Annotated in this window: 17 protein-coding genes; 6 read left to right on the top strand and 11 right to left on the bottom strand. The window is 70.9% G+C overall.

The window, feature by feature from the left end:
• Positions 1-35 precede the first annotated feature (35 nt).
• The 9 genes from wecC to OVA15_RS04790 form a co-directional block, all read right to left on the bottom strand.
• Positions 36-1298, bottom strand: coding sequence for a UDP-N-acetyl-D-mannosamine dehydrogenase (gene wecC / locus OVA15_RS04750; protein ID WP_268143425.1), 1263 nt, complete (start codon positions 1296-1298; stop codon positions 36-38).
• Positions 1299-1417: 119 nt separating this feature from the next.
• Positions 1418-3331: a glycosyltransferase family protein gene (locus OVA15_RS04755; RefSeq protein ID WP_268143427.1), complete on the bottom strand. Its 1914-nt coding sequence runs from the start codon at positions 3329-3331 to the stop codon at positions 1418-1420.
• A 77-nt stretch (positions 3332-3408) separates the two neighbouring features.
• On the bottom strand, positions 3409-4386 hold the full coding sequence (locus tag OVA15_RS04760) for an ABC transporter ATP-binding protein (RefSeq protein ID WP_006215664.1): 978 nt from the start codon (positions 4384-4386) through the stop codon (positions 3409-3411).
• Positions 4367-5308 (bottom strand): ABC transporter permease, encoded by a 942-nt coding sequence (locus OVA15_RS04765; protein WP_024290364.1) that lies wholly within the window; start codon positions 5306-5308, stop codon positions 4367-4369. Before OVA15_RS04765 ends, OVA15_RS04760 begins: the two co-directional genes overlap by 20 nt.
• The gene (locus OVA15_RS04770; RefSeq protein WP_024290363.1) at positions 5305-7203 is read right to left on the bottom strand and encodes a glycosyltransferase; all 1899 of its coding nucleotides are present in this window, start codon (positions 7201-7203) and stop codon (positions 5305-5307) included. Before OVA15_RS04770 ends, OVA15_RS04765 begins: the two co-directional genes overlap by 4 nt.
• Positions 7200-8423, bottom strand: coding sequence for a glycosyltransferase family 4 protein (locus OVA15_RS04775; RefSeq protein ID WP_036307430.1), 1224 nt, complete (start codon positions 8421-8423; stop codon positions 7200-7202). The genes OVA15_RS04770 and OVA15_RS04775 overlap by 4 nt, the downstream gene beginning before the upstream one ends.
• Entirely contained in the window at positions 8420-9484 is a 1065-nt protein-coding gene (locus OVA15_RS04780; protein ID WP_268143432.1) for an LCP family protein, read from the bottom strand. The genes OVA15_RS04775 and OVA15_RS04780 overlap by 4 nt, the downstream gene beginning before the upstream one ends.
• Before the next feature lie 117 nt (positions 9485-9601).
• Entirely contained in the window at positions 9602-11437 is a 1836-nt protein-coding gene (locus OVA15_RS04785) for a hypothetical protein (RefSeq protein ID WP_268143434.1), read from the bottom strand.
• A 147-nt stretch (positions 11438-11584) separates the two neighbouring features.
• The gene (locus OVA15_RS04790) at positions 11585-11845 is read right to left on the bottom strand and encodes a type B 50S ribosomal protein L31 (RefSeq protein ID WP_268143436.1); all 261 of its coding nucleotides are present in this window, start codon (positions 11843-11845) and stop codon (positions 11585-11587) included.
• Between the two features lie 320 nt (positions 11846-12165).
• Here OVA15_RS04790 and OVA15_RS04795 point away from each other — a divergent pair, with 320 nt between their 5' ends.
• From OVA15_RS04795 to OVA15_RS04805, 3 genes are all read left to right on the top strand, one after another.
• Positions 12166-14211 carry a S8 family serine peptidase gene (locus OVA15_RS04795; RefSeq protein ID WP_268143438.1) on the top strand — a complete coding sequence of 682 codons (2046 nt, stop codon included), beginning with the start codon at positions 12166-12168 and terminating at the stop codon, positions 14209-14211.
• Between the two features lie 81 nt (positions 14212-14292).
• Entirely contained in the window at positions 14293-14736 is a 444-nt protein-coding gene (arfB, locus tag OVA15_RS04800; RefSeq protein WP_058872237.1) for an alternative ribosome rescue aminoacyl-tRNA hydrolase ArfB, read from the top strand.
• Between the two features lie 43 nt (positions 14737-14779).
• Positions 14780-16327, top strand: coding sequence for an MFS transporter (locus OVA15_RS04805; protein WP_268143442.1), 1548 nt, complete (start codon positions 14780-14782; stop codon positions 16325-16327).
• An 80-nt stretch (positions 16328-16407) separates the two neighbouring features.
• Here OVA15_RS04805 and tpx read toward each other — a convergent pair whose 3' ends face one another.
• Entirely contained in the window at positions 16408-16902 is a 495-nt protein-coding gene (tpx, locus tag OVA15_RS04810; RefSeq protein ID WP_006215864.1) for a thiol peroxidase, read from the bottom strand.
• A 156-nt stretch (positions 16903-17058) separates the two neighbouring features.
• Here tpx and OVA15_RS04815 point away from each other — a divergent pair, with 156 nt between their 5' ends.
• Together OVA15_RS04815 and OVA15_RS04820 are read left to right on the top strand one after the other, a co-directional pair.
• The gene (locus tag OVA15_RS04815) at positions 17059-17466 is read left to right on the top strand and encodes a DUF3054 domain-containing protein (RefSeq protein ID WP_081749255.1); all 408 of its coding nucleotides are present in this window, start codon (positions 17059-17061) and stop codon (positions 17464-17466) included.
• 102 nt (positions 17467-17568) lie between these two features.
• Positions 17569-17847, top strand: a complete 279-nt coding sequence (locus OVA15_RS04820) for an Lrp/AsnC family transcriptional regulator (protein WP_006215862.1) — start codon at positions 17569-17571, stop codon at positions 17845-17847.
• Between the two features lie 116 nt (positions 17848-17963).
• Here the strand turns inward: OVA15_RS04820 and trpD are convergent, their stop codons facing one another.
• Positions 17964-19031, bottom strand: a complete 1068-nt coding sequence (trpD, locus tag OVA15_RS04825; protein WP_024290356.1) for an anthranilate phosphoribosyltransferase — start codon at positions 19029-19031, stop codon at positions 17964-17966.
• Positions 19032-19185: 154 nt separating this feature from the next.
• Between trpD and ctaE the strand changes: the two genes are divergently transcribed.
• Positions 19186-19821: an aa3-type cytochrome oxidase subunit III gene (gene ctaE, locus OVA15_RS04830; RefSeq protein ID WP_024290355.1), complete on the top strand. Its 636-nt coding sequence runs from the start codon at positions 19186-19188 to the stop codon at positions 19819-19821.
• Positions 19822-19868 lie beyond the last annotated feature (47 nt).

Raw genomic sequence — 19868 nt, forward strand, 5'->3', positions numbered from 1 at the left:
CTCTGCGGGGGGTCAGCGGTGGGTCGGACGCAGGCTCAGCGCCAGAGGCCCTTGGTGTCGACCACGGTCTTGCCTGCCAGGGCGGTGGCGGGAACGGCCTTGAACTCGTCATGGTCCACGAGCACCAGCAGCACGTCGGCGCGCTCGATGGCCTCCCCGTGCTCGGCCAGCTCCACGTTCGCCAGACCGGACAGGGCCTTCGGCAGCTCCGAGACGTTCGGCTCCACGGCCAGGATCTTCGCCTCCGGCAGCGCCTCGGCCAGGTCCTTGGTGATGTTCAGCGCCGGGGACTCGCGCAGGTCGTCAATGTTCGCCTTGAAGGCCAGGCCCAGGGTGGCCACCGTGGGCTCCGACTGGTGCGACACGGCCTCGCGGACCTTGTCGATGACCCACTGCGGCTTGCCGTCGTTGACCTCGCGGGCCGTGCGGATGAGATTCGAGTTCTCGCGGTCCGAGGAGACGATGAACCACGGATCCACGGCGATGCAGTGCCCGCCCACGCCGGGACCGGGCTGCAGGATGTTCACGCGCGGGTGGTGGTTGGCCAGCTCGATGAGCTCCCACACGTCGATCCCCAGCTTGTCCGAGATCAGGGACAGCTCGTTGGCGAAGGCGATGTTGACGTCCCGGAAGGAGTTCTCGGTCAGCTTGGCCATCTCGGCGGTGACGTCGTCGGTCTCCAGCAGCTCGCCCTGGCAGAAGGTCGCGTACACGGCCTTGCCGCGCTTGGCGGCCTCCGGGGTCATGCCGCCGATGATGCGGTCGTTGGTGACGAGCTCCTCCATGGCCTTTCCGGGCAGGATGCGCTCGGGGCAGTAGGCCAGGTGGATGAGCTTCTTCTGGCCCTGCTCGGCCTCCTGCGGATCCACGGTGAGATCGGGGCGGGCCTCGGTGAGCACGCGGCCCAGCAGCTGCGTGGTCTGGGGCGGGGAGGTCGACTCCAGGATCACGAGCTCGTCGCCCTCGAGCAGCGGCGCGATATTGCGCGCGGCGGCCTCGATGTAGGAGGTGTCGCCCACGTGATCGTCCTTGAAGGGAGTCGGCACGGCGATCACGAAGGCGTCGCCGTGCTGCATCTCGGTGGAGGCGGTGAACTGACCCGAGTCCACGGCGCGCTTCAGCTCCTCCTCCAGTCCGGGCTCCACGATCGTGACCTCGCCGCGGGAGACGCGCTCCACGACCGACTCGTTCACGTCCACGCCCTTGACCCGCACGCCGCTGTTGGCCAGCGTCACGGCGGTCGGCAGGCCGATGTAGCCCAGCCCCACGAAGACGACGGTCTGGTTGCTCTCGCTCATGGGTGCTCGTGTCCTTGATCTCCGCGTCCGCGCTGAGGAGGCGGATCGGCGGGGTAGTTGCAGTTACAGGCAGATTCGCCATGCTGTGGGCCGTTCGGTGGAACCCCAGGCGGGGGTCATCATACGCACAGGTGCGCGGTGTCCGACCCGAAGAACATGACCTCACCAGTGGAGATGACGTGCTGGTCCGTCACATTCCAGGTATGTCCGTGTCCGCCCCGGAACTGCCGGAAGTTGAAACGATCCGTGGCATAGACGCGGCCGCCGGCATCCACCACGTCCTGCAGGAAGCCGGTGTCCTCCCCCGTGGTCCGGTCACGGAAGGGATGGGCCTCGAAGACCTCGCGCGCGGCCATCAGCGTGGGTCCGAGCACGAAGTCCGTCCAGCGGTGCTCCCGCTCGCCGAAGCGCAGCAGCGTGGCGTCGTAGGATTGGACGTAGAGGTAGCTGGCCTGCTTGCCCACCACGTCTGCCTGCGTCACGCGCAGGATGGCCAGCTGATCCGCCAGGTAGTCGGGGCCGTACCAGTCGTCGTCGTCCATCTTGGCGATCACGGCGCCGGAGGAGGCCTGCACGCCGGCGTTGAGGCAGGAGCCCAGCGACCAGTCCCGGGGCGCCGGCACGATCACCAGGTCCTCGATCCCCCGCTGCGCCGCCAGCTCGGCGGCCCGAGCGGCATCGGGATCGAAGCCGTGGCACACGAGCACGACCTGCGGGCTCACACCGCGCTGAGCCGCCACCGAGTCCATGGCCTGGCCCAGGCGGTCCGGCCGGTTGGTGGACAGCACCACGGACACGGACGGGTTCGACGGCTGCCAGGAGCCGTCCTGCTGCGGAAGGGCCAGGTCCAGGACGGTCGCCGCGCGGTGCGTGTACGTGTGCTCGGCCCACACCCGGCGCTGAGCCCTGCGCACCGTGCGATCGCGCAGCTGCTTGGAGCGCACGAGCGCCCGGACGACGTCGGCGGCCTGCTCCCGTGTCTCGACGACGGGCAGCTCCGCCTGCGGGAAGTACTCCCCCACGGCTGCCGACGGCGTGGAGACCACCGCCGTGCCGCGCGAGAGGATCTCGAAGATCCTCCGGGCGCACATCGACGGCGAGTCCACGACCGAGTTGACGTTGAGGAAGACCTTGTAGGCCTGATACGCCGTGAGCATCCGGGCGTAGTCCAGCGAGCCCACCACGCGCTGATCCAGCGGGGCCGGGAACTGATAGCGCTCGTCGTCGCCCAGGTACCGGGAGAAGATCTCCAGGCCCTTGCGCATCTTGGGCGAGACGTCCAGGGCACCGCCGAGCAGCAGGTCCATCTGATCGCGGCGCTCGGGGAACTTGTGCGCGAAGTACATCCCGCCGAAGGCCACGTCCCGTGCGTCGACGCCGCGGGCCCCGCGCACCGGGGAATGCACGGCCGGCTGCGCGGCGAAGGCCAGCACGCCCACGCGATCGTGGCCCAGATCCCGCCGGTAGTGCTCCACGCGGTTCGAGTCCGAGGTCAGGACGATGTCGAACAGCCCCGCGCACTCCAGGAAGTCGTCGTAGTGCGGCGGGTCCTCCTTGTTCCAGAACACGGTGGGGATCCCGGCGGCGCGGAACGCGGCCACCAGCTCCCGGAACGGCTCCTTGACCCCGGAGGTGCCGGTGAGCTGGTACTGCCACTGGTCCTGATTGCCGTGCCAGGCGGACTCCACGAACAGCAGCTGCGGCCGGTGCTGCTCGAGCTGCTCCCGCCACCCGGTCCGGGACAGCTCCACCTGGTCCCACTCGTAGCCGAAGGCCCGGGAGGAGAAGTCGTCCAGGATCGTGGCCACGGTGACGTCGCCGAACGGACGGGTCCACTGCTGCGGCCATTCGGTCGGCGCGAACGAGACGCTGCGCCCGTCACCGCTGACGGCCGCGGAGGTGCCGCCGGGCAGCCCGCGGCGGCGCAGGTGCTTGCGGGCCTGATCCACACCGCCCTGGCGCAGGTGCCACAGCAGGGTGCGCAGCTCACCGGTCGAGGCGATCGCGGGCTTGCGGGGCTTCCGGGAAGGCACGGTGGGGGTCCTCTCGGTCGCGCGGTGCGGGGGCACCTGCGGGGGATCGGGCGGTCGGTGCTCGTGCGAGCAGGGTCTCAGGCGGTGTTCACGAGCTCCAGCGGGACGCGCTCGGCCAGCGCCTGGTCGCGGTAGTCCTGGGCGCTGAGCAGGTTGCCGTCGGCCAGCAGCTGCATGTAGTGCTCGTAGCGCTCCACGACGGGCTCGACGGGTCCGTCGGCCACGACCTCGCCCGCGTCGATCCATACGAGCCGGGTGCACATGGAGCGGATCTCGGCCATGGAGTGGGAGACGAACAGGACGCATCCGGCGTTGTCGCGGATCTCGTCCATGCGCGCCTTGCCGCGGGCCTGGAACTGGGCGTCGCCGGTGCCCAGGGCCTCGTCCAGGATGAGCACCTCCGGGTTGGTGGCCGTGGCCACCGCGAAGCGCAGCCGCGCGGCCATGCCGGAGGAGTAGGCCTTCATGGGCCAGTGCAGGGCCTTGCCCAGGGCGGCGATGTCCACGAGCTCGTCCATGACCTCGTCCACCTGCTGCGGGGTCATCCCCTGGGCCAGGCAGCCCAGACGGATGTTGCGCTCCCCCGACAGCGCCGGCACCAGGGAGACGCTCACGCCCAGCTTGGACGGGCGATCGATCGCCCAGACGCGCCCGGAGGTGGGGTTCATCTGCCCGGCCACGATGTTCATCAGCGTGGACTTGCCGGAGCCGTTGCGGCCCACGAAGCCCACGAACTCCCCCTGCTCGATCAGCAGGTTCACCCGGGTCAGCGCCTGGTTGTCCACCTGGGGCGGGCGGCCCAGCGCGCGGCGCAGAGCCCGCGAGACCGGGGACAGCTTCTGCTCGTCCGCCCCTCCCGTGCTCGTGACGCGATAGACCATGGTGACGTCGTCGATCACCACGGCGGGGTCGCGCACGGGCTTGAGGCTCGTGCCGGTCAGCCCCGAGCCGTCCTGAGCCACCCACTCCTGGGCGATCTGCCGGCGACGGGCCTCGCGCCACTGGGGATCGATCGAGGGGTCCTCGAACAGGGAGTCATCGCTTCTCGTCGGCATAGCTCTCCTCGTTCCACCAGAACACCAGCAGCCCGATCACCAGGGCGCCCACCGCCCACGCCGTGAGGATCAGCCACGACGACAGCGACGGCGCCTCGGCGTAGAGGATCGCCCCGCGCGCCATCTGCAGCACCTGGTACAGCGGGTTGAGGTGGAACAGGGTCAGGATGGTCGGATTGTCCGTGAACCGGGACGGGTCGTAGAAGATGCCCGAGGCGTAGAGCCACAGCCGCGTGCCCAGCTGGATCAGGTTCGCGACGTCGGGGATCCGGTGCACGAGCGGCGCCAGCAGCATCCCGGCGCCCCAGTTGAAGATCGTCTGCAGCACGAAGATCGGCAGGATCAGCAGCCACAGGGGCGTGATCGGCTCGGCCGGCGGGGCGATCAGCACGAAGAGGAACATGGCCGCCAGCACGTAGAGCTGGCTCCATGCCTCGCGCACCACGATCCCCAGCGGCAGCGCCGCTCGCGGGAAGGAGAAGCCCCGGATCAGGTTCTTGCCCTGCACGATGCTGCGGGCGCCCGTGGCCACGGAGCGGGACGTGTAGAGGAACATCATCAGGCCGATGATCAGGAAGCCGACGAAGTTCTCCACACCGCGATCAGTGCGCAGCAGCAGCCCGAAGACCAGGAAGAAGGTCAGGCCCAGCAGCATGGGATTGAGGATCAGCCAGATCTTGCCCAGGATCGTGTGCTCCTGGCTCACCGACAGCCGCACCCGGGCGTCGTAGAGCACGAAATGCCGCGCGCCCCACAGGCGACGGATGTACTCCCCCAGCGGCGGGCGGGCGCCGACGGCCATCAGCTCCGAGGAGTCGTAGTGCATCCGTCGACGGTCGAGTGCCGCCGCCCGAGAGGCCGCCGACGCGCCGGAGGGCGACGGTGCGGAGGCACCGGAGCGGGGATCCGTGCTCTCGCTCATCGCGCCTCCGTCGTCCGTGCCGTCTGCATCGTCTCGTCCTGTCCTGCCTGCCCGGTGGGGCCGCGGGCCGTCAGCTCGTCGTAGCGCTCGAGCGTCCGGGCGGCGACCGCCTCCCAGGTCCGCTCGCGCAGCACCGCCGCGCGACCGGCTCGCCCGAGTCTAGGCCCCGTCCCCGCTTCGCCCCACAGGCGCCGCACCGCGTCGGCCACAGAAGCCGGGTCCTCGGGCGGCACGAGCAGCCCGGTGACGCCGTCCTCCACGAGCTCCTCGAGCGCCGGAAGCCGCGAGGCGATCACCGGCACACCCCGTGCTGAGGCCTCGGCGAGCTTGAGCGGGGTGACCGAGCGCGTGACCTCCCGGTCCAGGCGGGGCACGACGAACACGTCCAGCGCGCGCTGCCAGCTGCGCGCGCCGTCGCGGTCCACGCGGCCCGGGAAGACCACGCGGTCGGCCACCCCCAGGTCGCGGGCCAGCGCTTCGAGCACCGGACGGGCGGCGCCGTCTCCGACGATCACCGCCGTGATCGGCTCGGGCAGCAGGACCATGGCCCGCACCAGGTCGTCCAGGCCCTCGTAGTCGACGATCGAGGACACGGTGCCCATCAGGAACTGCCCGGGCCGGATCCCCAGGGACGCGGCATCCACGTCCGCGCGGGCCTGCTCGACCGGCTCGAGCTCGGCGGCGTGCTGCGGTCCGACCGCGTTGGGGCTCAGCCGGACCGAGGCTGCGTCCACGCGCCCGCCGGTGACCTCCTCGACGCGGCGCGCCATCGCCGCACCGAGCGTGGCCACGTCGTCCGCCGCCTCCATGACCTCGGCCTCGCGCGCCTGGAAGCACGTGTAGCGCTCGGAGACCCCGGCGACCGGCGGGCGGCGCGAGGCCCAGGTGTCCGCGAGCTGCCCGCGGACCTCGTAGACCCACGGGATGCCCAGCACTGCGGCGACCTCGCGGACCACCAGGGCGTTCACGAAGTGCGTGGTCGTGTGCAGCACTGCGGGGCGGACCCACAGGCACAGCTCGAGCAGCGCCTCGGCCTGCAGCTGGAGACGGCCGGAGGCCGTGCGGGGAAGGCGGGCCGGGGAGATGCGGTGATAGCTCACGCCGTCGATCACCTCCAGGTCCTTCGCGCTCAGCCGCCCCACCTGCGCCGGATAGCCCGGACGGGTCTGGGCATGGACCTGCCAGCCCGCGGCCGCCTGGGCGCTGAGCAGCGCGTGCGAGCGCACGGCGTAGCCGCTGGCGGTGTGCGGCAGGGAGTTGGTCAGGACGTGGACCACGGTCCGCGGCTGCGGCTGGTAGGGCTCCCGCAGCGGCGGCAGCGACGGTGAGCGCCCGTGCAGCTGGGCCCGCTCGTCGGCCAGGCGCAGCAGCTGGGCTCGCTCCCCGCGGGTGGCCTCCCCGCGCAGCCAGGCGCGCTGCAGCGGCACCAGGGCCGCGCCCAGGGCGCCGAGCTGGGTGTCGCGGCGGGCCAGCGTCCCGGCAAGGCCGCGGACCGCCGACCCGGTCGGCAGGGCGCCGCCGCTCGGCCCGCCCCGCCGAGGGATCGCTGCTGTGAGCCGGAAGGCGTCGTCGGGCCGGTCCGCGGCGATGGCGACCTCCGCCAGCCGCCGCAGGGCGGCCGGGGCGCAGCTCTCGTCCAGCAGAGCGCGGTCGAAGGCCTCGCCGAGCGCTTCCTGCTCCCCCACCAGGCTCAGGCCCAGGGCGGCGGCCGACGGCAGCGGGATGCGGCACAGCGCCCGCCCGGCCCGAGCGGTGAGGCCGGCGGGCAGTCGTCGGGAGACCTGCAGGGCGAAGACCGCGGGGTCTCCGCCCAGGTGCTCCCAGGCGGTCCGCACGACCAGGCTGAGATGGCGCAGGCGCGGATCCGTGCGCGGCGCGTCCGAGCGGCCCGTCATCGGCTGCTCCGCGGACGGCCGTCCTCCAGGAGCTCGCGCAGCAGGGCGTCGTAGCGCTCGGCCAGATCGGCGTAGTCGGCGTGCTCGGCCACCCAGGCGCGCCCGTCGAGGTTGCACCGCAGCCGGGAGCGGTCCGCGATCAGGCCCTGCCACAGATCGGCGATCTCGCGGGCGGTGGAGCCCACCACGTCGCCGGCCCCGGCCTGGCGCAGCACCCACGCGGCCTCCCCGCGCACCACGGCGGTGAGATGGCGGCCCACGGCCATGACCTCGTAGGTCTTGGAGGGGATGGTGGCGTCGAAGGACTTCCAGTCGTCGCGCAGCGAGATCACCAGCGAATCCGCCTGCCGGTAGTGCTCGAAGACCTGATCGCGGAAGACCGGGTCCAGGAACCGCACCGGCGCCCCCAGGGAGGCGGCGTGGCGCACCAGCATGGCCTTCTGCGAGCCCTGCCCCACCAGGGTCAGGCGCATGCCCGGCCCCACCAGCGCGGCGGCCTCGATCAGTCGCTCCAGGCGCTGGCTCTCCCCGTGATTGCCCAGGTACAGCACCTCCAGCCGGTCGCGGACCAGCGGCGGCGGATCCAGCACCGGTGTCTGCTCCAGGCGCACGCCGTTGCGCACCGTGCGGACCTCTCGCACACCGCGCTCCCGCAGCGTCTCGGCGAAGCCCTCGGTCACGGTGACGACAAGATCCGCCCTGTCCTGGACCGACTCCACGGCCCGGTTGATGATCCGCTGGGCACGGCCCCGCAGGACCCCGGCCTCCGTAGCGAGGTTCGGCCAGGCGTCGCGCATCTCCACGACGAGCGCCTTGCCCCGCAGCCGGGCGGCGATCCACCCGCTGGCCATCAGCGGCAGCGACGGAGCGGTCACGATCACCACGCTGTGCCCGCGGGCCGCCGTGGCGCGCACCGCGCTGCCGGCCGCGGAGACGAGCTGATCCACGAGCTTGGGCAGGCGCGAGTCACGGGCGGTCAGGAACGGGACCCGCACGATCGTCTCGCCCACCGGCCCCGGCCGACCGCGCCCCACCCTGCCGCGGGAGGAGCGATCAGCGTCCGGGCCGAACCCGTAGTGGGCCACCGGTGCCACGACCGTCATCTGCCAGCCCCGCTGCACCAGGTGCGGGATCAGGGACTGCCAGCGGCGCTGCGGCGGTGAGTGCTCAGGCCAGTAGGAGTGGGCGAGCAGAAGCGCGTTGGAACGCGCTGCGCTCACAGGCCGCTCCCGTCGTCCGCGGAGAGCTCCTGGTAGTGCTCATCCAGCGTGCCGTCGTCGATGGCGTCGCCGATCTCCTTCATGGCCCCCTCGTCCGGGAGCACGACCGACTGACCGTCGTCGGAGGTTCCGATGCCGTTCGTCGGGACCGTGAACATGTGGATGTCCGAGCGCGAGACGCCGACCATCTTGGGCACCAGACCGCGGATGTAGCCGGAGTCCATGCCGTCCGAGACCGTGAGGAACGGCGAGATGGTCTCCACGATGTCCGAGATCCGCCCCGGGTTGGCCAGGACCTCGGGCTGCAGGAAGCGGTCCAGCAGGGCCTGGATGAAGGCCCGCTGGTTCTCCACGCGGGTGTAGTCGCCGTCGGCGAACGTGTGGCGCTCGCGGGAGAACTCCAGCGCGGTCTTCCCGTCCATCTCCATGGGCCCGGCCGGGTACTCCGTGCCCGAGTCCGAGGTGAACGACTGCGGGACGTCCACGGTCACCCCGCCCAGGGCGTCCACCAGGCCCTCGAAGCCCTTGAAGTCCACCGACATGACCTCGTCGATGCGCGTGCCGAAGTGGCCCTCGAGGGTCTCGACCATCAGCGGCATGCCGCCGTTCTGGAAGGCGGCGTTGATCTTGGCCTCGCCCACCCCGGGGATGTCCACCCAGGTGTCGCGCATGACCGACATGACATAGATCTCGCCCCCGTCGGCGGGGATGTGCAGGAGCATGATCGAGTCGGCGCGCGCGCCCTCGCGGCCGAGCTCGCCGCCGCCCTCGGGGCGCTTGTCCGATCCAAGCAGCAGGATCGTGGTGCCCTCCGAGTCCTCCGGCCGGTCCGCCTCCTCCGGGAAGGCCTCCGACGACGGCACGGAGGTCACATTCTCGTCATAGGAGCGCGAGAGGCCGTTGATGTAGAGCGCAATGACGGCGATGACACCCACCACGAGCACCAGGAAGGCGATCAGGAAGCCGAGCAGGATCTTGCGCCCGCGCCGCTTGCGCCGTGGGCGATCCGAGTCATCGCGGCGCCTGCCGTCGAACAGGTCGTCCTGGATGTCATTGCTCATGCGGGGGCCTCCGGGGTGGCAGCTGGACCGGGACCCTGCCGGGACGGCATGGCTGCGAGGGCAGCGGGTCGAGGAGCGCTGTGTGGGTCGTTCGGGGGTGGGCTCGTCGTCGGCACATCATACGGCCGGGATGCGCACCACGCTGGCAGATCCGGCGGGGACCTCGAACGCGATCTCGCTGCCGGCATCGACGGTGCTCACCTGGGCCGGCGCGTCGTCCTGCGGCAGCAGTGGCAGCCCGAACCCGTCGACCGAGGGCTGCCCGTCGGCCACGGGCTCGACGGCCGAGTCGACGTCCAGGGCCGTGCCGTCGTCGTCCTGCGTGGCCGGGCGCGAGGGGTCCTCGCTCGAGGAGCCGTCGGGGCGGGCGTCGTCGAACAGCGCCGCCTCCGGGTAGTGCTGGCTCCACCGCTGACCCGTCAGGGTCGAGACCCGGGCCTCATCCCGCGACCCGGGGACCGTCAGCTCCATCGGGCGAGCCTCGCCCCGCGGATCGCGGAAGTCCATGACCACCAGGGACAGCGAGCCGTCGTCGTGCTCGATCGCGTAGGCCGTCGTGGACGATCCGCTCGCGCCGTCGACCGCGCCGCCGGAAGCCGGGCGCAGCCGGACGTCCAGGAACTCGCCATCGGGCAGCGAGCCCGCCAGGGCGAGGGCCAGGCCGTTGGTGCGCGGCACGAAGGCCTCACCCGGACTCGCCAGGGTCCCCGACGAGCACAGCAGGGACATCGGCGCCCCGCCGCGGCACGGCGCCAGGGACGAGTGGAAAGCCACCTTCTGCGCCCCCAGCTGCTGGGCGCGCAGGAGGTAGTCGGCGCTGTAGACGCCGGCGGCCAGGGTCTCCGTGAGCTCGTTCGTGCCCGCGCACGACGACGCCGACGTCTCGGTGATCCACAGCGGCATCCCGGTCGCCTCGGCGGTCTGCGCCGCCTGGCCGACCAGATCGTCCACCCGGGCCCGGGTGCCGGCGGAGACCACGTTCTCGATCGTGGGCTCCTGCTCGGCCTGGTGCGCGGCCCGGTCCGGATCGCCGCACTCGGGCAGCGGGTACTGGTGCATGGCCAGGGCGGACTCCTGGGCCGGGTCGGTCAGCTCGGACTCGGCTGCCGCCTCCCACCAGGTGCGGTCGTAGGCGCCGGGGGCCGCGATCGTGACGCCCGGCGCGGCCTCGCGCATCTGCGCCACGGCGTCGCCGGCCTCGTCCACGTACTCGTCGGTCCCCCAGTCCTCGTCGCGGATCGGCACCGGGTTCTCCGGGATGTCGGGGAAGCCGTTGGGCTCGTTGCCGATCATCATCCCCGCCAGGCGATCGCCGAAGGCCTCCTGGGAGTGCTGTGCGAGCTCGCCGGCGCGCACCGGATCGGTGTGCCCCAGGTTCGCCGAGACGATGACCTGGGCGTCGACCTCCTCGGCCAGACCGGCCACGCGCTCGAGGTCCTCGGGGGTCACGCGAGTGATCTCCTCGCCGTCCTCCAGGGGCCAGTCCTCGGGCACGGGCTCGTCGTAGGCCGTGAAGAAGAACCGACGGTCGGTCGCGTTGCCGCCGAAGCGCAGGGTCGGCCGGTCCAGCGAGCCCAGCAGCCGGACCAGGTCCGGATTCTCGGCGCTGAGGCGCTCATCGGCCAGGTCGGTGGCCTCGAAGGAGATGCCCGCGGCGTCGTCGCGGTAGGAGGTGCCCGTGGGCTCGCCCACGCTCACCTCCAGGGCGTCGGCGTCTTCGCCGTCGTCGGAGGCGGAGGCGTCCGTCGACGACGGCTGCGCGGACTCCGCGCGCTGATCGGCGATCCACCGCTGCGGGTTCTCCGGCGGCGGAGCGGTCGGCCAGGGATCCGAGGCCGCCGGGGCAGGCGGGGTCTCGGGCTCCTGAGGGTCCTCGGGGTCCTGGGCGCAGGCGGAGAGCACCAGGGCCGAGACGACGAGCAGGGACGGGAGGCTGAAGCGGGGGGTCCTCATCGTGGACGACAGTAGCCTGCCGGGGCCGGTGGAGGCGTGTGAGGCGGCCCGCACATGCGAGAAGGACCGCACCCCGTGGTGCGGTCCTTCTGCGAGGGCAACGCGGACGGCGCTGCGCGAGCCGGTCGCAGGACCGGCTCAGCGGCTTCAGCGGCTGGACTTGCCGAAGGACTTGAAGCGCGCGTTGAAGCGCTCGACGCGGCCGGCGGAGTCCATGATGCGCTGCTTGCCCGTGTAGAACGGGTGCGACTCGGACGAGATCTCCACCTCGATGAGGGGGTACTCGTTGCCGTCCTTCCAGGTCTCGGTCTTCTGCGACGTGGCAGTCGAGCGGGTCAGGATGACCTTGCCGGAGGCGAGGTCGCGGAAGAGCACCGGGTGGTAGTCCGGGTGGATGTCGTTCTTCATGGTCTGTGTTCCTTCGCTGGAGGGGCCGCTGGATTGTGCCAGAAGCCATGACGCTTGGGTGCGGGTGCGCTGGGCACCAGCGAGACATCGTACACCCGCCCTGCGTCACGCGCCCGGACCCGTCGCCACTGAATAAAACCTGATGAAGTTCGATGAATTGCTCGAATGTTCACGTACCCTCTTCGGGGGACGACGACGGCTGCGCCTTCGGTCGATCCCCGCACCACTCCCTCCCCTCCCCCCCCCCCCCCCCGCTCCCCCCCGAAGAGGACCCAGCCGTGCCTTCACCCCTGCCTCCGAGGCCCCTGTCCGCAGACCCCGTGACCGCATCCCCCAAGCGCCGTCGCCCCATGGTCCTCGCTCTGGCCGTCGCCTTCGCGGTGACGCCCGCCCTGTCGATGCTGCCGGCCCAGGCCGCGGAGGACCCCGCCAAGGCGGACTCCCAGGGGATCGACTCCGCGCTGCCCGGGCCGCTCGACCGCTCCGGCCTCGACGAGACCGGCCCGGCCCAGGACAGCGCCGCGGACGAGCAGGTGCCCCAGGAGACTCCTCGCGTGATCGTGCGCTTCGAGGACCCGGCGACCTCGGAGGCTCAGAAGGAGCAGATCGTCGCCGAGGCCGCACAGGAGGCCGACATCCTGCCCACCGAGGACCAGGCCCCGAAGGGCGCGGCGGCCTCTGCCGAGACCGAGCCTCAGCGGGTCAAGCAGACCGCCGACTCCGCCGACGTCCTGGAGTTCCCGGAGGAGCTCGAGGTCCAGGAGCAGTCCGATCTCGTCGACCAGCTCGAAGAGGACCCGCGGGTCGCCTACGCGGAGCCCGATCGCCTCGCCCGCGCCGCGGCGACGAACGACCCGCTGTACGGATCGCAGTTCACGCTCGAGGACCGCAGCGTCCCGGACGCGTGGAGCATGGCGACCGGCCGCGGCGTCACGATCGGCGTGCTGGACACCGGCCTGATCCGCCACCCGGACCTCGACGCCAAGCGCGTGTCCGGCTACGACTTCGTCTCGCCCTACCCGGCCGACTTCCCGGTCGACGGCAACGGGCGCGACGCAGATCCCAGCGACCCCGGTGACAACAATAGCTCGAGCTGCCGGGCGACGTGGCACGGCAGCCACGTGGCCGGCATCGCCGCCGCGTCCACGAACAACGGCATCGGCATGGCCGGCGTGGCCCGCGACGCGAGCATCCAGCCGGTGCGCGTGCTCGGCAGCTGCACCTACGGCTACGAGTCCGATATCGCGGACGGCATCCGCTACGCCGCAGGACAGACCGTCGGCGGGGCCGTGAACCGCAACCCGTCCGACGTCATCAACATGTCGCTGGCCCTGTACGGACAGTGCGGGCGCACCATGCAGTCGGCGATCGACTACGCAGTCGGGTCCAACGTGCCGGTCGTCGTGGCGGCCGGGAACTCCGCGGACAACGCGAACATGTACCCGCCCGCCAACTGCAGCAACGTGATCGCCGTGGGCGCGGCTGATGAGAACGGCCAAGTGGCCTCCTACTCGAACACCGGTCCCAACGTCGACGTCCTGGCTCCCGGCGGGCACGGCACCCAGTACTCGATCATCTCGACCATCGACGCTGGCACCACCGGACCCACACGAGCGAGCTACGGCTACAAGAACGGCACCTCGATGGCCACCCCGTTCGTCTCCGGCACCGTGGCCATGATGCTCGAGGCCAGCCCGGACTTGACCCCGGCCCAGATCGAGCGGACGCTCAAGTCGACCTCGACCGGTCCGCTGGGCCGCCTGCAGGTCTCCCCCGCCGATGCCGTCCGCGCCGTCGCACCCACCAAGCCCGCGACCAAGCCGCAGGCCGCCGGCCCGTTCCGCGATGTCTCGGCCAGCAATCAGTTCGCCACCGAGATCACCTGGGCCAAGAATAAGAAGTACCTCAACGGCTGGTCGGACGGCACCTACCGCCCCACCGAGAACATCGACCGCAACGCCATGGCCGCCGTGGCCTACCGCATGGCCGGCTCCCCCGCCTACACCCCGCCGCGCGTCTCCCCCTACAAGGACCTGACCCCGCAGTCGGCCTTCTACAAGGAGATCACCTGGGCCCGCTCCGAAGGCCTGCTCAAGGGCTGGTCCGACGGCACCTTCCGCCCCCTGAACGACATCGACCGCAACGCCACCGCCGCGCTGCTCTACCGCATGTCGGGATCGCCGGCCTACACCGCACCGAAGACCTCCTCGTTCAAGGACGTGCGCCCCGGCTCGGCCTTCTACAAGGAGATCCACTGGATGAACGCCCAGGGCATCACGACCGGCTGGAACGACGGCACCTTCCGCCCGCTGGATCAGACCCACCGCGACGCCATGGCCGCCTTCCTCTATCGTTTCGAGAACTGATCGGTCGCCCGAGGCACGGAGACGGCCCCGACGCCGCACCGCCTGCGGCATGACGAGACCCCGCGAGAGGACGGTGGCCCCATGGAGGATCTGAGGATCCGCACGGGCCCCGGTCTCCCGCGGGGTCTCGTCATCCCCGCCGCCGAGCTGCACGAGCAGTTTGTGCGCTCCTCGGGACCCGGCGGGCAGTCCGTGAACACGACCGACTCTCGGGTGCAGCTGCGCCTTGACCTCGGCTCGTGCTCGGCGCTCAGCGACGACCAGCGCCGCCGCGCGCTGTCTGCCCTCGAGCCGCGGCTGGCCGGCACCGAGCTGATCATCGAGGCCGCCGAGCACCGCTCGCAGTTCCGCAACCGCAAGGCCGCCCGCGAGCGGATGGCCGAGCTGCTGCGCGGGGCCATGGCTCCACCGGTCCCGCGTCGACCGACCAAGCCCACGCGGGGCTCCCAGCGCCGGCGGCTCCAGGCCAAGAAGCACCGCGGACGGATCAAGGCCGATCGCGGCCGTCCGGGCTGGGACGGCTGAGCACCCACCGCAGGAGTCGGCTCCCCGGAGTAGAATCCGCTGAATGCCCGCATCCGACGACCGCCGTGGATCCCACGACCCTCACCCCTTCACCGGAGACGTCTACGCGGAGGGCTCGGCGCCCCCGCCGCGGGCCCCGGACGACGACTCCGAGTTCGTGCCCGATCCCCGCCGCGGCCGCATCCTGGCCGTGCTGCTGGCCTCGCTGTTCATGGCGCTGGTGGCCGTCAGCATCATCAACGTGGCGCTGCCGTCCATCCAGCGCGATCTGGGAGCCAGCTCGAGCGACCTGCAGTGGGTGCTCTCCGGATACGCCCTGTCCTTCGGAGTCGTGCTGGTCGCCGCCGGACGAGCCGGGGACCTGTTCGGCCGGGAGCGGCTGTTCGTGGCGGGCATGGCCCTGTTCACCATCGCCTCGCTCGCGGCGGCCCTGTCTCCGACCCCGCTGATGCTCAACCTCTCGCGCGTGTTCATGGGGATCGGCTCCGGCCTGATCAATCCCCAGGTCTCCGGGCTGATCCAGCAGCACTACCGGGGCAGCGAGCGAGCCCGGGCCTTCGGCTACTTCGGCGGGATCGTGGGCGTGGCCGTGGCGATCGGGCCCGTCATGGGCGGGCTTCTGATCGGCATGCTGCCCCCGGGACTCGGCTGGCGCTCCACGATCGGCATCAACGTGCCGCTGGGCCTGATCATCCTGGCGCTGTCCACCCGGTGGCTCGACCTCGGACCCAGCCGCACCACGACTCAGCGGCGCTCGCACGACCTGGACCCGATCGGCGCCGTCATGCTGGCGGTGGCCGTGCTGACCGTCATGCTGCCGTTCATGCTGGCCGAGCAGTACACAGCGGCCTGGGCGCTGCTGCCCGTCGGACTGATCCTCACTGCTGCGTGGGTCGTGTGGGAGCGGCGCTATCAGGCCCGCGGCAAGGCCCCCATGGTCGATATGCGCCTATTCCGCATCCGCAGCTACTCGCTGGGGACCCTGATGATCGGGATCTACTTCACCGGCGGCACCACCATCTGGGTGATCCAGGCTCAGCTGGTCCAGCAGGGCCTGGGCCAATCCGCCCTGGTCGCCAGCCTCCTGGGTCTGCCCGGCGCGGTGCTCACGGCACTGTCGGCGCAGCTCGGCGGGCGGCTGGTCACCCGGATCGGACGCTGGACGGTCGTGATCGGCCTGGTCGTGGTCCTCACGGGCATCATCGGCACCCTGCTGACCACTCCGCACATCGTCGCGGGAGATGTGCCCCTGTGGCTGCTCGGCGCGGTCATGTCGCCCATCGGCTTCGGCGCAGGCATGGTCACCAGCCCCAACCAGACGCTCACGCTGCGCGAGGTCCCCGTGGCCGAGGGCGGCACCGCCTCGGCCATCATGCAGACCGGCCAGCGCATCGGCACGGCCGTGGGCTCGGCGGGCGTCACCGGCATCTACTTCTTCCTGCTGCCCCAGGGCGCGGACCGCGCCGCAGACGCCGCCTACCTGATCATCGGAGGCATCGTCGTGATCGCGCTGATCGTCGCGGTCGCCGACGCCCTCACCGATCCGGATGGCGGGCGCATCGGAGGCTCGACGCGCCGGGAAGTGCGCTGAAGCCGAGCAGGTCGGTATGACAGAGGGGCCGGCAGCCGCAGTCGCGGCTGCCGGCCCCTCATCGTGCGGGGCGGCTGTGATCAGGACAGCAGGTTGATCACGGCGTCGTAGTCCGGCTCATCAGCGATCTCCGGGACGAGCTGGGTGTAGATGACGTTGGACTCGGCATCGAGCACCACGATGCTGCGCGCCAGCAGACCGGCCAGGGGGCCGTCGACCATGGTCACGCCGTAGTCCTCGCCGAAGCTCGAGCGGAAGGCCGAGGCCACGGAGACGTTCTCGATGCCCTCGGCTCCGCAGAAGCGGGCCTGGGCGAACGGGAGGTCCTTGGACACGCACAGGACATCGGTGCCCTCGAAGCCCACGGCGAGCTCGTTGAAGCGGCGGACCGACGCCGCGCAGGTCCCGGTGTCGACGCTCGGGAAGATGTTGAGCACGAGCCGACGCCCGCTGAAGTCCGCGGTGCGGACCGGAGCCAGCTCGGAGCTCACGAGCTCGAAGTCCGGAGCGGACTGAGCGACCTGCGGGAGCTCTCCGACGGTGTGGACGAGTTCTGCCTTGAATGCGGTTTCCATGAGGACGACCTTAGCCGCCGAACCGGTCTCGGGTCACGGGGTCGCTCATGCCGAGGACGAGCCGATGGGGGATGATGGAAGCACCCTGATCGGGTCGTCCAAAAGATCCGACGAGCGGCCACGGAGATTCAACATGAACGTGAAAGTAGAGAGACAATGACTGGACCTGTACCTGAAGTCGAAGTCAGTCGCGAGCCGGCCAAGCGCATCCAGCCCTTCGTGATCCTCTGGGTCGTCCTCGATGCGATCCTCGTCTGCCTCTTCGGCGCGATCGGCAAGTCCTCCCACGACGGCAGCGCCTGGCTGTTCTTCGATGCGGCATGGCCGTTCCTGGTGGGGCTCGGCGTCGGCTGGCTGGCCGTGGCCTTCCTGCGCCGCCCTGGCCGCGAGCTGGTCTCCGGGCTGATCATCTGGGCTCTGACGGTCGTGGTCGGCGCCCTGCTGCGCGTGGCCGCAGGCGACGGCGCCCCGGTGTCGTTCCTGCTCGTGACGGCCTCGGTGCTGCTGGTCTTCCTGCTGGGCTGGCGCCTGATCGCGTCCGTCGTGGTGCGCGTGCGCCGCTGAAGCGCTCCACCCACGAGCCGGCATGGGCCCGCGGATACAGTGGAGACCACGAGTCTTCCGGGCCCTTCGCGGACCCGAGCCCCACGTTCGCCAGGAGGCAGCATGTTCACCGCCATCGTCATGATCAGCACCGATCCGCAGCGGATCCCCGAGATCGCCCAGGAGGTCTCGGATCTGCGCGGCGTCTCTGAGGTCTACTCGGTCACCGGCGAGTGGGACCTCATCGCCCTGGTGCGCGTGCGTCGCCACGAGGAGCTCTCGGACGTCATCGCCGATCGGCTCTCCAAGGTCCGGGGCATCCAGGAGACGGTCACCCAGATCGCCTTCCGCACCTACAGCAGCCACGACCTCGAGGAGGCCTTCTCCCTCGGCATGGACTGATGCCGCACCAGCGCTGACGCGCTGCGCGAGCACGCGGCCCCGGGACGATCGAGTGATCGCCCCGGGGCCGCGTGCTCGTCCGGCGCTGCTGTGCCGGCTCTTGGGCAGCTCTGGGCTCAGCTCCGCGAGTGCGCGATCCAGCGATCCAGCACCCGCTGGGCGGCACCGGTGTCCAGGGACTGCGCGGCGCGCTCGATCGCCGCGGCCATGCGCTCCTGGAAGGAGCCGACCGGAGCCTCATCGAGGGCCATCAGGGCCGAGGCCGCATTCAGCAGGACCGTGTTGCGCACGTGGCCGAACTCCCCGGAGAGGATCCGGCGGGCCACTGCCGCGTTGTACTCGGCGTCCTGGCCCCGCAGGTCCTCGACCGTGCCGCGCGGCATTCCGAAGTCCTGCGGCTCGAGCACGTGCTCGGTGATCTCGCCGTCGCGGACCTCCCAGACCTCCGAGGACTCGGTGATGGTCAGCTCGTCGAGCCCGTCGCCGCCGCGGAAGACCAGAGCGCGGTGGCCGCGATCCCGGAACACTCCCGCCATCACGGGCGCCAGCGCGCGGTCGGCCACGCCGATCGCGGAGGCCTCCACGAGCGCCGGGTTGGAGATCGGGCCCAGGAAGTTGAAGGCCGTGGCCACGCCCAGCGCCTTGCGGGCGCCGGCGGCGAAGCGCATGGAGGGGTGGAAGGTCTGGGCGAAGCAGAAGGTGATCCCGACCTCCCGAGCACAGGACTCCACCATGGACACGGGCATGTCCAGCTGCACGCCGAGAGCCTCGAGGCAGTCCGCCGAGCCGGACTTGGACGACGAGGCGCGGTTGCCGTGCTTGACCACCCGGGCGCCGGCGCCGGCGGCCACGAGCGCGGACATGGTGGAGATGTTCACGGAGCGCAGGCGATCCCCGCCCGTGCCCACGATGTCCACGGCCGGGCCGGGCACATCGAGCGGGCGGGCGTGGGAGACCATCGCGTCGGCCAGCCCCTTGAGCTCGTCGACGCTCTCCCCCTTGGCCCGCAGCGCGACCAGGAACCCGGCCAGGGCGATGTCCTGGACGTCGCCGCGCATGACCGCGTCCATGGCCGACCATGCCTGCTCCGCACTGAGATCGCGGCCCTGGATCAGGGAGGTGGTGAGCTCGGGCCAGTCCAGCGGCGCCGAGGGGTGCGTGGGGATCTCGCTGTTCGAAGTCACGGTGCGACTCTATCCCCGGGCCCCAGCCGGCACAGCCCGCCCCGAGGCAGGGTCCTGCCCAGCTCATGCATTCCCGGAAGGGAACGGAATCCCATGGTTCTCACCGGGGTGTCTCAGTTGGTTCGCAGGACCGTTTGGCGACATAATGTCGATCGTGACGACTGCAACCCATGCCCCAGCGCGACCCGCCCCGGTCATCAACCGCCCGAACCTCACCGCAGTGGGGACCATCGTGTGGCTGGCCTCCGAAGTCATGTTCTTCGCCGGCCTGTTCGCGATGTACTTCACGCTGCGCGCCACGGTTCCCGAGGTCTGGGATGAGGGCGCCTCGCTGCTCAACATCCCCCTGGCCACCGTGAACACCATCGTGCTGGTGCTGTCCTCCGTGACCTGCCAGTTCGGCGTCTTCGCGGCCGAGCGCCTCCAGCCCCGACGCACCGGCGGCCTGTTCTCCGTCGCCAAGTGGGGCATGGTCGAGTGGTTCATCCTCACGTTCCTCATGGGCGCGTTCTTCGTCTCCGTGCAGGTCTTCGAGTACGCCACCCTCTGGTCGCACGGCCTCGGCATCGCGTCCTCGGCCTACGGCTCGGCGTTCTACCTCACGACCGGCTTCCACGCCATCCACGTGACCGGCGGCCTCGTGGCCTTCCTGGTGATCATCGGGCGCGCCTTCCTGGCCAAGCGCTTCGGTCACTACGAGGCCACGTCGGCGATCGTCGTCTCCTACTACTGGCACTTCGTGGACGTCGTCTGGATCGCCCTGTTCGCGATCGTCTACTTCCTGCAGTGACTCCGGTCCACCGCGCCCACCGGCGTCACCGCCAGCTCAGCACCACA

The organism is Kocuria sp. SL71 (assembly GCF_026672465.1).
GTDB classification, from domain to species: domain Bacteria; phylum Actinomycetota; class Actinomycetes; order Actinomycetales; family Micrococcaceae; genus Kocuria; species Kocuria palustris.